This window comes from Dapis hubbardiae BLCC-M172 (assembly GCF_050016015.1).
Lineage (GTDB): Bacteria > Cyanobacteriota > Cyanobacteriia > Cyanobacteriales > Microcoleaceae > Trichodesmium.
Window position 1 is genome coordinate 38,572 of the sequence record NZ_JBNHEQ010000188.1, and the last position, 13,999, is coordinate 52,570.

The 13,999-nt window shown below is 35.5% G+C and carries 11 protein-coding genes; 4 read left to right on the forward strand and 7 right to left on the reverse strand.

Going from position 1 to position 13,999, the window contains the following annotated elements; translation table 11 throughout:
• Both ACP6PK_RS17070 and ACP6PK_RS17075 read left to right on the forward strand, forming a co-directional pair.
• Positions 1 to 1,267, forward strand: a 1,267-nt coding sequence (locus ACP6PK_RS17070) for a DUF3696 domain-containing protein (protein ID WP_426561097.1), incomplete at its 5' end; no start/stop codon positions are given.
• 82 nt (positions 1,268 to 1,349) lie between these two features.
• A complete protein-coding gene (locus ACP6PK_RS17075; RefSeq protein WP_426561099.1) occupies positions 1,350 to 2,132 on the forward strand; it encodes a hypothetical protein in 783 nt (260 codons plus the stop codon).
• A 134-nt stretch (positions 2,133 to 2,266) separates the two neighbouring features.
• Here the strand turns inward: ACP6PK_RS17075 and ACP6PK_RS17080 are convergent, their stop codons facing one another.
• Positions 2,267 to 3,016 (reverse strand): metal ABC transporter ATP-binding protein, encoded by a 750-nt coding sequence (locus ACP6PK_RS17080; RefSeq protein ID WP_426561101.1) that lies wholly within the window; start codon positions 3,014 to 3,016, stop codon positions 2,267 to 2,269.
• Positions 3,017 to 3,170: 154 nt separating this feature from the next.
• Here ACP6PK_RS17080 and ACP6PK_RS17085 point away from each other — a divergent pair, with 154 nt between their 5' ends.
• Complete coding sequence (locus tag ACP6PK_RS17085) at positions 3,171 to 4,475, forward strand: metal ABC transporter solute-binding protein, Zn/Mn family (protein WP_426561103.1); 1,305 nt, start codon at positions 3,171 to 3,173, stop codon at positions 4,473 to 4,475.
• 136 nt (positions 4,476 to 4,611) lie between these two features.
• Here the strand turns inward: ACP6PK_RS17085 and ACP6PK_RS17090 are convergent, their stop codons facing one another.
• The 5 genes from ACP6PK_RS17090 to ACP6PK_RS17110 all read right to left on the reverse strand — a co-directional run bounded on the left by ACP6PK_RS17090 (position 4,612) and on the right by ACP6PK_RS17110 (position 12,211).
• Positions 4,612 to 4,797, reverse strand: a complete 186-nt coding sequence (locus ACP6PK_RS17090; protein ID WP_426561105.1) for a hypothetical protein — start codon at positions 4,795 to 4,797, stop codon at positions 4,612 to 4,614.
• Between the two features lie 310 nt (positions 4,798 to 5,107).
• Positions 5,108 to 6,184: a sensor domain-containing diguanylate cyclase gene (locus ACP6PK_RS17095; protein WP_426561107.1), complete on the reverse strand. Its 1,077-nt coding sequence runs from the start codon at positions 6,182 to 6,184 to the stop codon at positions 5,108 to 5,110.
• A 1,264-nt stretch (positions 6,185 to 7,448) separates the two neighbouring features.
• Positions 7,449 to 9,449: a diguanylate cyclase gene (locus tag ACP6PK_RS17100; protein ID WP_426561109.1), complete on the reverse strand. Its 2,001-nt coding sequence runs from the start codon at positions 9,447 to 9,449 to the stop codon at positions 7,449 to 7,451.
• 665 nt (positions 9,450 to 10,114) lie between these two features.
• The gene (locus ACP6PK_RS17105; protein WP_426561111.1) at positions 10,115 to 11,761 is read right to left on the reverse strand and encodes an ABC transporter permease; all 1,647 of its coding nucleotides are present in this window, start codon (positions 11,759 to 11,761) and stop codon (positions 10,115 to 10,117) included.
• 294 nt (positions 11,762 to 12,055) lie between these two features.
• The gene (locus tag ACP6PK_RS17110) at positions 12,056 to 12,211 is read right to left on the reverse strand and encodes a hypothetical protein (RefSeq protein WP_426561113.1); all 156 of its coding nucleotides are present in this window, start codon (positions 12,209 to 12,211) and stop codon (positions 12,056 to 12,058) included.
• A gap of 434 nt (positions 12,212 to 12,645) precedes the next feature.
• Here ACP6PK_RS17110 and ACP6PK_RS17115 point away from each other — a divergent pair, with 434 nt between their 5' ends.
• Positions 12,646 to 13,782 carry an ABC transporter ATP-binding protein gene (locus ACP6PK_RS17115; protein WP_426561115.1) on the forward strand — a complete coding sequence of 379 codons (1,137 nt, stop codon included), beginning with the start codon at positions 12,646 to 12,648 and terminating at the stop codon, positions 13,780 to 13,782.
• Here the strand turns inward: ACP6PK_RS17115 and ACP6PK_RS17120 are convergent.
• On the reverse strand, positions 13,759 to 13,999 hold a 241-nt coding region (locus ACP6PK_RS17120; protein WP_426561117.1), incomplete at its 5' end, for a hypothetical protein. The genes ACP6PK_RS17115 and ACP6PK_RS17120 overlap by 24 nt on opposite strands.

A 13,999-nucleotide genomic window follows, 5' to 3' on the forward strand; every position in this document is an offset into this window, starting at 1 on the left:
TAAGATAGAATTAGAGAATTTTAAGTGTTTTAGAGAAAAAACTGTTTTTCCATTGGAGCAATTAACTTTGCTTACTGGTATTAATGGACGAGGAAAATCTAGTTTACTTCAATCTCTACTTTTAATGAGGCAATCAATTGAACATGAGCGTCGTACAAATAAATTGATTTTAAATGGCAACTGTCTGAATTTAGGTAGATTTGATGAAATTAGAAATACAGGTACATCAAGAGAAAAGCCTATATATTTTAATTATTTTTATGATAAAACAATAGTAAATCAAGCTGAAACAATAACAATGCAAGGAAGTGTTAATTATTCTTTTGTTGAAGATATGAACGATGATTTAGTTGCCGCACTTACAGAGGTTAAAATTAAGATAAATGCTTTTTTATCATCAACAAATCATTCTAAAACCTATCCACCAATAGTATTTAACGATAATCCAACTATCTTACAATTTATTTCTGACTGGTTAAAAGTTTCTAGCATTGATGATATTTATGAACTATTGAAATTATTTAACAATGATCTAACCAGCTTACAAGTTCCTATTAAATGGGTAAACTTTTCTGCCATTCATTATATTTCTGCTGATAGAATAGGTCCACAATATTTTTATTTGAGATCGACTCTTCCTCAATTTCCTAATGTTGGTTTAAAAGGAGAACAAACAGTTAATTTACTTGACAGAATGAAAGATGAATTAATCGACGAGAAATTATATTTAGGTGAAGATGCGCAAACTTTAATAATTCAAACACAAGAATGGCTGAATAAAATTTTTGATGGAGCAAAAGTTGAAGTTTCAGGTTCACAAACTAATATACTAGAACTAATGTTAAATAGTAGTTTATCAAAAGATCGTTTTCGCCCTGCTAATATTGGTTTTGGATATCATTGTATTTTGCCTATTATTGTTTCTGGACTTATCGCCAAAAAAGGAGAAATTTTAATAGTAGAAAATCCTGAAGCTCATCTACATCCTAAAGCACAATCGGAACTAGCTAAATTTTTAGCAAAAGTAAGTAACTGTGGCGTACAAGTATTGATAGAATCTCATAGCGACCATATTTTAAATGGATTGCGAATTGCTGTTCTTGATAATATTTTGAGTAATGAAGAATTAAGCATCTTATATTTTTCTCAAAAAATTGGTGAGTCTGTTATTCAAATACCTATTGATTCTGATGCCAAGATAGAAGAATGGCCTGATGGATTTTTCGATCAAATGGATAAAGATTTCGAGCGTCTTTTTGGGATTTGAAATAATGATTAAAATTGAAATATTTATTAATGAGGTTTCTTTAAAAGGGCAATACTCTACTCAAAAATAATTTGAAGAGGCTTTGAAAATTATTAAAAGTATTTTTGAATTGATTAATCACCTTAAAAAGGAAAACATAAATCTCAAAAATTATTACACTGATGTGCTTTGGAATTATAATGTAATCGAGGATGCCATTTTCAAAGAAAGTTTTAACAAAATCAAGCAAAAGGATTTTAAAATAGCAATTAGAAATATTATCTTTAATAAAGTCAGTCCCAAAGATTGGCAAGAAGAAAGAATTCATTCTGAAGAAGATAATTTTGATTATCTTGATGGTGAAGATTACAAAGATGCAGCAAATACATCCTTAGCAGAAGTAACAGAAAGACAATTAATTAATTTAGACTCAAAGTATTTATTGATTAATTTTATAGATTCTTGTTTTCAATGTCAGCATCAGGAGATTATAGAATGCAATTCTATCTCTATTGTGAAAAACAATGACACAGAAAATCTAATTCAATTAGATAGTATCGATCAGAAAGTTGGATTACAAAACTGGCTGGAAAAAACTTGTCAATTAAGTCAATTTAACTATGATGAATCTGCTACTAATCCCCCTACTGATAAGCAAACAATCTTGAGAGATACTAATAGATTTGAACCTACTCAAGAACAACATGATGGTAGGAGAATTTATAAAGAAAAAGAAACTGGATATCTCTGGTATGTTGATAATCTACATTATGGAAAATCTGCCCATTTAGAAGTTTTTGATAAGACAGGGAAAAATCATATTGGAGAATCAGATTTAGAAGGAAATATTGATAGAGCAAAATCTGATAAAAAGAAAAGCATTTAAAAAACATTGACATCTGTATTATTTCTCAAATGCATTCAACATATCTTCTGGTAAAGGAGCATCAAAATTATCAGGAACAGTAAACTCACCTGCACACAATAAAACCTCAATTGTACTAAAAAAAATCATAAAAATCAAGCAACTTGCCTTAAAGACTCCGAAAAGAAACTAACCTTACCCCCATAAGCACGATACAAATTTTCCTCCTGCAATACAACTTGCCGATCGCCAACAGCAATTAACTCTTTATTTAACAGAATTAAATCGTCAAAATTAGTAATAGACTCACCCAGATCGTGGTTAACAACTATGACAACTTTTCCAACTTCAGCTAACTCGTGAAAAATCTCAAAAATAATATTTTCAGTCTTCTGATCAACCCCAACAAACGGCTCATCAAAACAGAAAATATCTGCTTCCTGAGCTAAAGACCGCGCCAAAAATACCCGTTGCTGTTGACCGCCAGAAAGTTGACCAATGGGGCGATCGCGATAACTATCCATCCCTACCCTTGTCAACGCTTCCAATGCTAACCTCCGACTCACATTAGAAAACCGACGAAACCAACCAGTCTGACGCACTCGCCCCATCATCACCACATCCCAAACAGTAGCAGGATAACTCCAATCAATTTGCGATCGCTGAGGCACATAAGCAATTCTGCCTAACTGTTCCTGAAGTGGTTTTTCATTGTAAATTACAGAACCCCCAGTCACAGGAATTAACCCCAACATTCCTTTTAATAAGGTACTTTTTCCCGCGCCATTAGGGCCAATAATACCTGTTAATCTTCCTGCTTGTATTTGTAGAGTAATGTCTCGCAACGCCTCAACGGTACGATAATGGACTGCTAAATGACTAACTGTAATTTTGGCCTGATTCATTAATTTTAACTCCTATTAATTATTAAACTTAATTCTCTGAAATCCTCTCAGTCATAGAGATGTGTATCCAAACTTGACCCTGGAATGTGAGAAATATGAAACAAATATGATATAAATTATGAAACGAATATGAAAAATTGTCAATTAAATCAAAATGAAAATTAGTAAGTATCTGTGCAAAATTAATCTAACTAATAGTCTAGGTAGAGAAGGCTTAACTCGGAACAGAGAACAGGAAATATATCTGAGTGGTAAATATACGCAAGACTTAGATACCCAGACAAGAAACCGGGTTTATTGCTCTAATTCCCTTTCACGAAATTCTCTTGATAAACTATCCACCGAAACAAGAAACCGGGTTTATTGCTCTAATTCTCTCTCACAAAATTCCCCCCATAAACCCGGTTTCTGCATAAGTGCCCAAAATATGTGGTCAGCATTAGGAATTTTATTAGCATTATGGATGAGTGGTTGTGCTGCTCCATCTGCAAATATTTCTGCTGAGGATGAGGGTAAACCTTTAGTAGTTTCTACCAGTACCATCATTGCTGATATGGCAGAAAAAATAGGTGGGGATGAAATTGAGCATCAGGGAATTATGGAACCGGGAGCAGATCCTCATATTTATGAACCGGTGCCTGCTGATAGTGTGGCTTTTGAGAAGGCAGATTTAATTGTTTATAATGGCTATAATTTGGAACCTGCTTTAATTAAACTGATGAATGCTGCGGGTGTAAGAGCGCAAAAGTTAGCAGTGGCGGAAAAGGTGACAGCTTTACAAAATCCGGAACAGGGGGAGTTGGTGCCAGATCCTCACGTTTGGGGTGATGCGGAAAATGGAATTGTGATGGTAAATGCAATTCGGGATACTTTGGTTGAGTTGTCACCAGAAGACAAAGAGGTGTTTATGGAGAATGCTGCCAGATTAGTTGAGGAGTTACAGCAGCTTGATATTTGGATTAGTAAACAAATCGCGACTATTCCAGAAAGTCAGCGCCGACTGGTGACTACCCATGATGCTTTTGAATATTATGTGAAAGCTTATGGTTTAGAAATGACGGGAACTTTGATTGGGATAAGTACGGAGGAACAACCCAGTGCGCAGACGGTGAAAAATTTGGCGGAGGAAATTAAGAAAACTGGAGTACCTGCTATTTTTGCGGAGACTACTATTAATTCTAAGTTGATTACTACGGTTGCAGAGGAAGCAGGGGTAAAGTTAGCACCTAGAGAGTTATATTCTGATTCTATTGGCGCTCCTGGAAGTGAGGGAGATAGTTATGTGAAAATGTTGATTTCTAATACTCAGGGAATAGTGAAAGCTTTGGGTGGGGAATATACAGCTTTTGAGTTTTCGAGTTGCAAACCAAATGGACAGGGGGAGTTAAACAATAGAGATATGCAGAAAAAAGGGAGTAGGGACATTGTATGCGACGCCCCTACAGAATCATCAAATTAATATCGTAGGGCTTTGGTTGCCCAAAAATTAGGCTTTAAAGGAGAAATTTCCCTTTTAAGCAATCCTCTTCTTGAAAAGAAGAGGTAATTATCAATTATCCATTATCAATTATCAATTATCAATTAATGAAAAGCCCCTACCAAACAACTGATTTGGTTGATTCTTCCTGGTTTTGCCATTCAGCTATTTTGACATCACACTCTAGACAACTAGGATTTTCTATTTTTAATTCTTTGATTGTGTCAAACAAACCTGCGTATAATCCCTGGTTAGTTGCCACAAATAACCAGGTAGCTATTAAAATAATTTTACCTGTTTTCATCGGTCTTAATTTAATTATATAGCAGTCGCCATGTCTCATTTAGTCACAGTAAGAATTTAATTTCTAACTTCTGACTTCTGATTTATGACTTCACCTAAATCTCCTTATTTCTGTTATGACCTTGTATATATAATTATTACTAATTTCTTTATGATTAATTCAATTTTTCTTAATTTTTTTTAATAAAAAAACGGACAATATAAAACTATCAAACTTAAATAGACATATTCAATAATAAAAAATAAAGTTAATTATTTTCCCATACCCTCTACTCCCTATTCTCTACTCTCTCTTTTCTATAAATTTATTGTTATACCTGATACAGAACTACTCGATTACGTCCTGCTTTTTTCGCCTGATACAAAGCTTTATCTGCCTTTTGAACAATCTCTTCTCCTGTGGTTCCATCTAAAGGAAAAGAAGCAACTCCCAGAGAAACAGTTAAAGATGAGAGAACTTCACCTTGATTTTGTAGAGATAATTCCCTGATTCCTGAACAAATATTTTCTGCCCTTTGTTTAGCAATATCTAAAGGAGTATTGATTAAAATTAAAGTCATTTCTTCTCCACCGTAACGACAGACAATATCAGATTCTCTAACTTGTCCTTCTAAAAACTTTGCCAATTCTCGTAGTACCATATCTCCTACATCGTGACCATAAGTATCGTTAAAATTTTTAAAGTGGTCAACATCTACCATGATGACACTTAAAGGTTGTTGATTGCGTTCAGCTTTAATAATTTCTTGCTTAAGAGATTCATCTAAATAACGCCGATTAAATAAACCTGTTAAAGAGTCGCGAATACTATCATTTCTTAATTTTTCTTTCAATTTCAGGTTGTAAAATGCTAAAGAAATTTGTTTAGCTACAATATGAGCTAAATGTGTTTGATAGGAACTAATTTTTTCTGGAAATTCTGTTCGGAGGTAAAACAACCCCCAAACTTTCCCTTGAGTTAAAAGAGGAATACAAATAGTTTGAGTAGGTTCAACTTCGCGATCAATATGATGACAAAATAATCCTGGTCGATCATTGCTAGCAATATGAGTTTGTCCACGCAGTAATGCCCAACATTCACTAAATTCCAGTGAAGTTTTACGATCTACTATATTACCAAAAAAAGTAACTCTTTCAAATTTGCTATTACACTCATCTGTTAAGAATACACTGCCAGAAAACCCTGGAAATAATTTTTGGATAAATTCTGCTAGCAGTTTACTTGTGTCTTCAATTTTTTCGCATACTTGTAAAAATTCTATCATTTGGTAAATTGTTACCATCTCCTGTTGCCGTTGTTCTAGTTGATTTACTGATTCTTGCAAACGCCGTACTTCTTGCTCTAGACGACTATTCTTATCATGTAATGGTTCTTCATAACTTGTCATTTTACAATTTTCCTTAAGTTCATCATATTATTACTATCTGTTATTCTGAGGATGAATGTGGTGATATTTATCTTGACAATATATGAATTTCATCTTGGAAATTGATGAACTATATCGCTATTAATGATGAGTCTAGTAATATGTTTAGGTAACTCGTTAGCAGCTTTTGTGTGATCAAAATCACTGATTTAAAACCTAAACTATGGCGTGTAGGACTTTTTTAAGGTTATATTTTAAAAAGTTATATTTTGATAAATTATATCTTAACTTTACTGTAAATTTGCAATACTTAAAATCAGTAAAATCACGGTTATAAATAATTAGGCAGGAGTCAGGAGTCGGGAGATATGAGTCAGAAGTCAGGAGAAAGAAGGATTTTTATCACTCATAAATAATATAGAATAGGGATGTAATATGATGTCCGGTTGAATAGTTATAAATAAATGATGATAGGCAACAGCTCCAGAAGGCAACAGGCAACAGGGATGATAAAGGATAATAGGAAACAGAAAATTTTTTCATCACGCTCTTATCCGGACATGATATAAGAAGAAACAACTATTTGCCACCATTACTGTAGGGGTTTGGTCACCAAACCCCTACTATACAGCGGTTTTCCTGCACAGTAGACCACAGTAGGGACTAACCATGGTTAGTCCCTACAAAGTTTTGGTTGTGACGATGTGGTTTATCAATCAGCAAAAGCGCCGTAACATTTGATAGAAACCGGGTTTGTGCTAGACACCCCAAATGAATATATCAATCTTATAAAAAAAATCGGTTTCTCTTCTTCGGAAACATACTAATTATATCAAATCCGCTTACCTCGGAGTAACAAGAAACCGGGTTTGTGGGAGGTTATAGCAACAGCCAGGGCGATTAGGACATAGACTGATGATGAATCAAAGACCACGGAAACACTTTTCCCACTGTTCCCTGTTCCCAGTTAAGTGTTCCCTGTTCCCTGCTATAATGGTAGGGACGTATCGCTGCGCGACATGGAAAGCGGAGCATTCCGGAACGGAAAACGCATTTTTGCCTGTGCAACGTCCGTACAAGGGCATTTGAGACAAACCCGGTTTCTCTGCTTTTTTATACCAATACTACCGGATTTGATATTAAACCTCGTAGTAGGGCTTGAGCAACAAGATAGATATTGCTCAAGCAATTCTATAAAAAACCTAATTTAATTTAATTGTATATTTATTTATTTTACCCAAACTAAGAAAATATCAAATTATAAAATTCAAGGAGATTTACCAATCTAATCTTCATACAAAACAACTTGATTACGTCCTGCTTCTTTCGCCTGATATAAAGCTCTATCCGCCCGTTGTACAATCTCTTCTCCTGTGGTGCCATCTAGAGGAAAACAAGCAACTCCCAGAGAAACAGTTACAGATGGCAGAATTTTATCCTGATTTTTTAAGGATAATTCCCTCACTCCTGAACAAATACTTTCTGCTCTTTCTTTGGCAACACTTACAGGAGTATTTATTAAAATTAAAGTCATTTCTTCTCCACCGTAACGACAAGCAATATCATATCCTCTAACTTTTTGTTGCAAAAACTTTCCTAGTTCTCGGAGTACAATATCTCCAACATCGTGACCATAAGTGTCGTTAAATCGTTTAAAATGATCGACATCTACCATAATGACACTTAAAGGTTGTTGATTGCGTTTAGCTTTGTTAATTGCTTGCTTGAGAGATTCATCTAAATAACGTCGATTAAATAAACCTGTTAAAACATCGCGAATACTATCATTTTTTAATTGTTCTCTCAGTTTCAGGTTGTAAAGTGCTAAAGCAATTTGTTCAGCAACAGTACGAGCTAAATGTTTTTGATGGCGACTAATTTTTTCTGTAAATTCTGTTCGCAGATAAAATAACCCCCAAACTTTACCTTGATTTAATAGAGGAATACACATACTTGCGGTAGGTTGAAACTCTTGAGCGACATGATGACAAAATAATCCTGGTTGAGCATTACTAGCAATATGAGTTTGTCCCCGTCGTAATGCCCAACAATCACTAAATTCTATTAAAGTTTCACTATCTGCTAGATTACCATAACAACTAACACTTTTAAACTTACCATTACGCTCATCTTTCAATAAGACGGTGCTAGAAAACCCTGGAAATAATTTTTTGAGAAACTCTGCTAGGAATTCATGAGCATCTTCAATTTTGTCGCACACTTGTAAAAATTCCATCATCTCGTTAATAGTTGTCATTTCATAGTTGCGTTGTTCTAGCTTATTTACTGATTCTTGCAAACGCTCTACCTGTTTTTCGAGACGACTATTGTTACGATGCAAGTGTTCAATTTTTTCAGCTTGTAGATCTTGTATTTCCCGCCGCAATGTATGAATTACTCCACACATATCTATAGGATCTAGATTTTGTAATAAGCTAGTTTGAGTTATAATACCTACCAGTTTGTTATTATGACCACATACAACTAATCGCCGTACTCGCAGGTTTTGCATTTGATGATGAGCTTGCCATAAACTATCCACAGGACTTACAGTAGATAAAGGTGTACTCATAACTTCTGAGGCTGTTAATTGACTGAAATTTAACTCTAATGCTTGATATTGTACAATATCTCTTTCTGTGATAATTCCAAGTGGATATAATATTTGCTGTTGATCTGGGCAAACTATGACTATACAGCTCACTCGATACTTTGCCATTTTTTCAGCAATATCGAGTAGACATAAATTAGGGGAGCCATGAATAACATCAGTATTCATTACTTCCTCAACTTGTCTGTGTTTTAGTAAGTCACATGATTTTAGAGAATTGCGAAGACTTGATGGAGTAATTAAACCTATTAATTTCTTTGTTTCCGATAATACTGGTAGATGACGAATTTTATGCTGCTGAAAATAGTCGATTACGGTATAAATATCTTCTATCTCTGAATCAACTATTGTGATTAACTTATTAGTCATCACATCACTAATTTTCATCTCCTCTACCTGAACTTTTGTAGCAATTAAACGCACTATGTCGCGCTCAGTTAGTATTCCTAATAGTTGATTATTTTCAACTACTAATAAGCAACTCGAACGACTTTTTAAATCGATACCTTGATTTGATTCTATGAGTAAATCTACCTGCACATTTTGTTGTTTTTTCGGTAGAGTGAGCCGATATATTGCTTCTGTTAATGAAATCTCTGGAGTAACTGTTAGAGGATGAGGATCTATAGCAGTCTCAATTGTAAAGTTTGATAATATATTTTTGTTAAGGGACATGATTTATAATCAATCTAAAATTTATAGGTATAGAATAGAATAAATTTTCTAAAAAGGGTACTATTAATTGTAATAAATTATTACTGAAAAATGTATTTATTACGAATTATATAGAATCTGGTTTAATAGTCGTCCGCAACGACGATAGGAAGTAATCTCAGGGGTGCGCTTCTGTTCCAGTCGCTGCGGACGCAGGCTATAATAATTATCCGGATTTGATCTTATTACTCTATATTAATATTGATTAATATACTGAAAAATGTATTTATTACTAATTATATAGAATCTGGTTTAATAGTCGTCCGCAACGACGATAGGAAGTAATCTCAGGGGTGCGCTTCTGTTCCAGTCGCTGCGGACGCAGGCTATAATAATTATCCGGATTTGATCTTATTACTCTATATTAATATTGATTAATATACTGAAAAATGTATTTATTACTAATTATATAGAATCTGGTTGAACATTCGTCTGCAACGACGATAGGAAGCAATCTCAGGGGTGTGCCGAGATTGCTTTCCTCCACTCCGTTCCAGTCGCTGCGGACGCAGGCTATAATAATTATCCGGATTTGATATTATTATTCTATATTAATCAATATTAAGTTGTAGAATACACAAGTCCCATTCTTCTAATTGATAACCACAAAAAAATTGTTAATAATCTTAACTTTGGCGCGACTTAGCAATTCTTAAACTAAGCAGAATTACTGGTATTATTCCTACTAATACAATTGCTAAAGCCGGACCTGCTGCCTCAGTTAATCTCTCATCGGCAGCCAAATTATAAACCCGAATTGCTAAGGTATCAAAATTAAACGGACGAATTACCATTGTTGCTGGTAACTCTTTCATTACATCTACAAATGTCAACATTGCTCCTGTTAATAACCCACCCCACATTATCGGTGCATGAACTTTAATTAAAGTTTGAGTAGGGTTGTAACCTAAACTCCGAGAAGCATCATCTAAACTAGGTTTAATTTTCACTAAACTTGACTCAACAGCACCAAATGCTACTGCCATAAATCTGACTAAATAAGCAAATACTAATGCTGTAATAGTGCCACTGAATAATAAACCAGTTGAGATGCCAAACATCGAACGCATAAAACTATCAATGGCATTATCAACTGTACCAATAGGAATCAAAATTCCGACCGCAATAACTGAACCTGGTACAGCATAACCCATTGCAGCAATACGAGTTGAGACACGCATTCCCAAATTTCGATTTAGACGTACTCCATAAGCCATGATCAGAGCGATCGCCACTCCTAATACAGCGGTTATTGCTGCCAAAATCAAACTATGGGAAGCATAATTCCAAAACCGACCCCGAAAACTTGCCCCACTTTCAACAATAGTCATTTGTAGTAATAATCCTGCTGGTAAGAGAAAACCTAAAAAAACTGGCAGTAAACAAGCAAGAAAAGCACCTAATTTCCTCATTCCAGTTAAGTGAAATTGTTGTAAGTGTTGCTGTTGACTGGTAGTTTGATAATATTTGGCTTGGCGACGCGACCAGAGTTCGAGCAAAATTAACCATAAAATAAATAATAATAATACTGCTGCTAACTGTGCTGCTGCTACTCTTTCCCCCATACCAAACCAAGTACGATAAATGCCAGTGGTAAATGTATCGACTCCAAAATATTGCACCGTACCAAAATCATTCAGGGTTTCCATTAGTGCTAGAGCTAAACCTGTAATTATTGCTGGTCTTGCCAGGGGAAGAGCTATTGTGAAGAAACTCCGCCAAGGGTTCGCTCCGAGAGAACGACTTGCTTCTAAAGTACAGGTTGACTGTTCTAAAAAGGCGACTCGTGTGAGAAGATAAACGTAGGGGTATAATGTTAGGGTTAATAGGGCGATCGCTCCGCCAATGGAACGAATTTCTGGGAACCAATAATCATTGACACTCGTCCAACCAAACACTTCTCGTAACCACATCTGTACAGGGCCATAAAATTCTAGGAGTTCTGTATAGGTGTAGGCTAAAATATAAGCGGGTGTTGCTAAAGGTAATAACATTGCCCATTCAAATAGACGACTGCCTGGAAAACGGCACATTGTGATTAACCATGCTGCTCCTACTCCGATGACTGAAACTCCAAAACCTACTCCTACCATTAATATGAAGGAGTTGAGCAGATAACGGGGTAAAACTGTAGAGGCTAAGTGACTCCAGATTTCTCCTGTATCCGAGAAAATACTGCTGAGGACAAATATTACAGGGGCTGAGATGAGGGAGGCGATCGCTACAACAAATATTGTCCAAGCATCCCAGTTGAGAAGGTTAATTTTTTTCATAATTATTAAAAATTTTAATTGTATAGCGCGTAGCGCTAGGGAATAGGGAATAGGGAATAGTAGACTAATAAAGGATTTTTCGTATAGGGAAAAGCTCCGCTAACAGGATTTAGAAATTTCAAACACCTTAATGCGTAGCGCTATACATATAGCCATAGGAAATGATTCGCGAAAAAACTGTAGGGGTTTGGTCTCCAAACCAAAGCGCATAAGGGATTTGGAAACCAAACCCCTACAATAAAATCTTACCAATGGATAATTAATAATTAATTCCTTTTGGTGTAATAACTCCAGTTAAGGAGAAAAAAAAGTGCTAGGATATTTCTGCATCTCTCCTATATCCGAAAAAATACTCTTGAGGACAAATATTACAGGGGCTGAGATGAGGGAGGCGATCGCTACCACAAATATTGTCCCAGCATTCCAGTTGAAAAGGTTAATTTTTTTCATAATTATTATTAAAATTTTTAATTTTAGATATTATAAAAAATTATATATGCTTAATGAAAACATTTCCTAAAAAATGGGTTAATATAATTCAAGAATAAATAATAACGTTCTAAAAGACTTTGAGAACTATAACGCACATTCTTAAATTCTTCTTAAAACAGAGAGGGTTTTTGGCGTAAACATTGGTAATCTCACAATGTTTGTTCATAAATCTAGTTTATATTTTGACTTTTGACTAAATAATAAAGTCAACACATTCCCCTTAAAAGGGGAATGAAAAAGTGGTTGTTTTGCAAAAAACGCCATATTCAATTGACCAAGAGAAAATCAGCTTTAGTATTTCAAGCTTCTTTATACCTTCAGCTAGAGGTACTAATAACTGATAACTGTACAGACGTTGCATGCAACGTCCCTACTGATAACTGATAACTGAAATGACCCAATCGGTAATTCTCCATCTGGAGAGTGTCAACAAGCAATTTTCTCGCACTACTATCCCTGCTGTGCGAAATGTAAATTTAACACTATACCAGGGAGATATACTGGGGTTATTAGGGCCTTCAGGTTGCGGTAAAACAACTTTATTGAGAATAATTGCTGGATTTGAGCAACCGCAGTCAGGTATTGTTACTATTAATGGGCAAGTAGTTGCTGGTAGACATGATTGGGTAGTACCAGAAAAACGTAATGTTGGTATGGTATTTCAAGATTATGCTTTATTTCCCCATCTGACTGTAGCTAAAAATATTGCTTTCGGATTGCACAATTCTGGTAAAAAGTCAAGTACAACAATTAATCATCAGGTAAAGGATGTTCTGGAATTAGTCGGTTTGTCTGGTCTAGAAAATCGTTATCCCCACGAATTGTCTGGAGGTCAGCAGCAACGGGTAGCTTTAGCGCGTGCTTTGGCACCAAGTCCAGCTTTGGTATTATTGGATGAACCTTTGAGTAATTTGGATGTGCAGGTAAGGATTAGATTACGTCAGGAATTACGGGATATTCTTAAAAGTGCCGGTGCTTCGGGAATTATTGTCACCCATGATCAGGAAGAGGCGATGGCTATTTCTGACCGAGTGGCAGTGATGCGAGCTGGATGTGTGGAACAATTTGGAACTCCAGAGGATATTTATACTGAACCTGCTTCTAAGTTTGTGGCAGAATTTGTGACTCAGGCTAATTTTTTGCCTGCACGTCGTCACGATCAGGTTTGGGAAACTGAGGTGGGTGCTTTTGAGTTGACAAATAATAATGTGTTTCGTGGGGAAATTGGTAGTTTGGATGAGTTCGATGGTGTTGAATTGATGATCCGTCAGGAAGATTTGATGCTGAAAGCTGATGATGAGGGATCTATAGTGATTCGCGATCGCCAATTTTTGGGTAGAGAGTTTCGTTATTGTTTACAAACTGAGTCTGGAAAAGAATTAATTGCTCGTACTACTCCACAAGTAGCATTGCCAATTGGAATTCAAGTAAAGGTATCCGTTGCTGAAGATAATTTGCGAGTTTTTCCGGTAATAGCTGAGGAAAAGTATGGAACGTATTCTGAGTTAGTTGGAAGTAGGAATTTTTGATATGGGTGGGGTTTGGTCTCCAAACCCTGAGAGTGAAGTAGGAATTTTTGATATGGGTGGGGTTTGGTCTCCAAACCCTGAGAGTGAAGTCGGAATTTTGAATCTGGGTAGGGGTTTGGTCTCCAAACCCTGAGAGTGAATTTCCTTTTTTTTCACAATACCTACAGCGCTTTTCACATGGGTGAACCACAAAAGTGTAAAATGTAACTCAAGACAA

Bases quoted from the DNA above. Each gene is read 5' to 3' on its own strand.
- ACP6PK_RS17080 (WP_426561101.1), bottom strand. From the start codon at position 3,016: ATGAATCAGGCCAAAATTACAGTTAGTCATTTAGCAGTCCATTATCGT.
- ACP6PK_RS17105 (WP_426561111.1), bottom strand. From the start codon at position 11,761: ATGAAAAAAATTAACCTTCTCAACTGGGATGCTTGGACAATATTTGTT.
- ACP6PK_RS17100 (WP_426561109.1), bottom strand. From the start codon at position 9,449: ATGTCCCTTAACAAAAATATATTATCAAACTTTACAATTGAGACTGCT.
- ACP6PK_RS17110 (WP_426561113.1), bottom strand. From the start codon at position 12,211: ATGAAAAAAATTAACCTTTTCAACTGGAATGCTGGGACAATATTTGTG.
- ACP6PK_RS17115 (WP_426561115.1), top strand. From the start codon at position 12,646: ATGACCCAATCGGTAATTCTCCATCTGGAGAGTGTCAACAAGCAATTT.
- ACP6PK_RS17095 (WP_426561107.1), bottom strand. From the start codon at position 6,184: ATGACAAGTTATGAAGAACCATTACATGATAAGAATAGTCGTCTAGAG.
- ACP6PK_RS17085 (WP_426561103.1), top strand. From the start codon at position 3,171: ATGAAAATTAGTAAGTATCTGTGCAAAATTAATCTAACTAATAGTCTA.
- ACP6PK_RS17090 (WP_426561105.1), bottom strand. From the start codon at position 4,797: ATGAAAACAGGTAAAATTATTTTAATAGCTACCTGGTTATTTGTGGCA.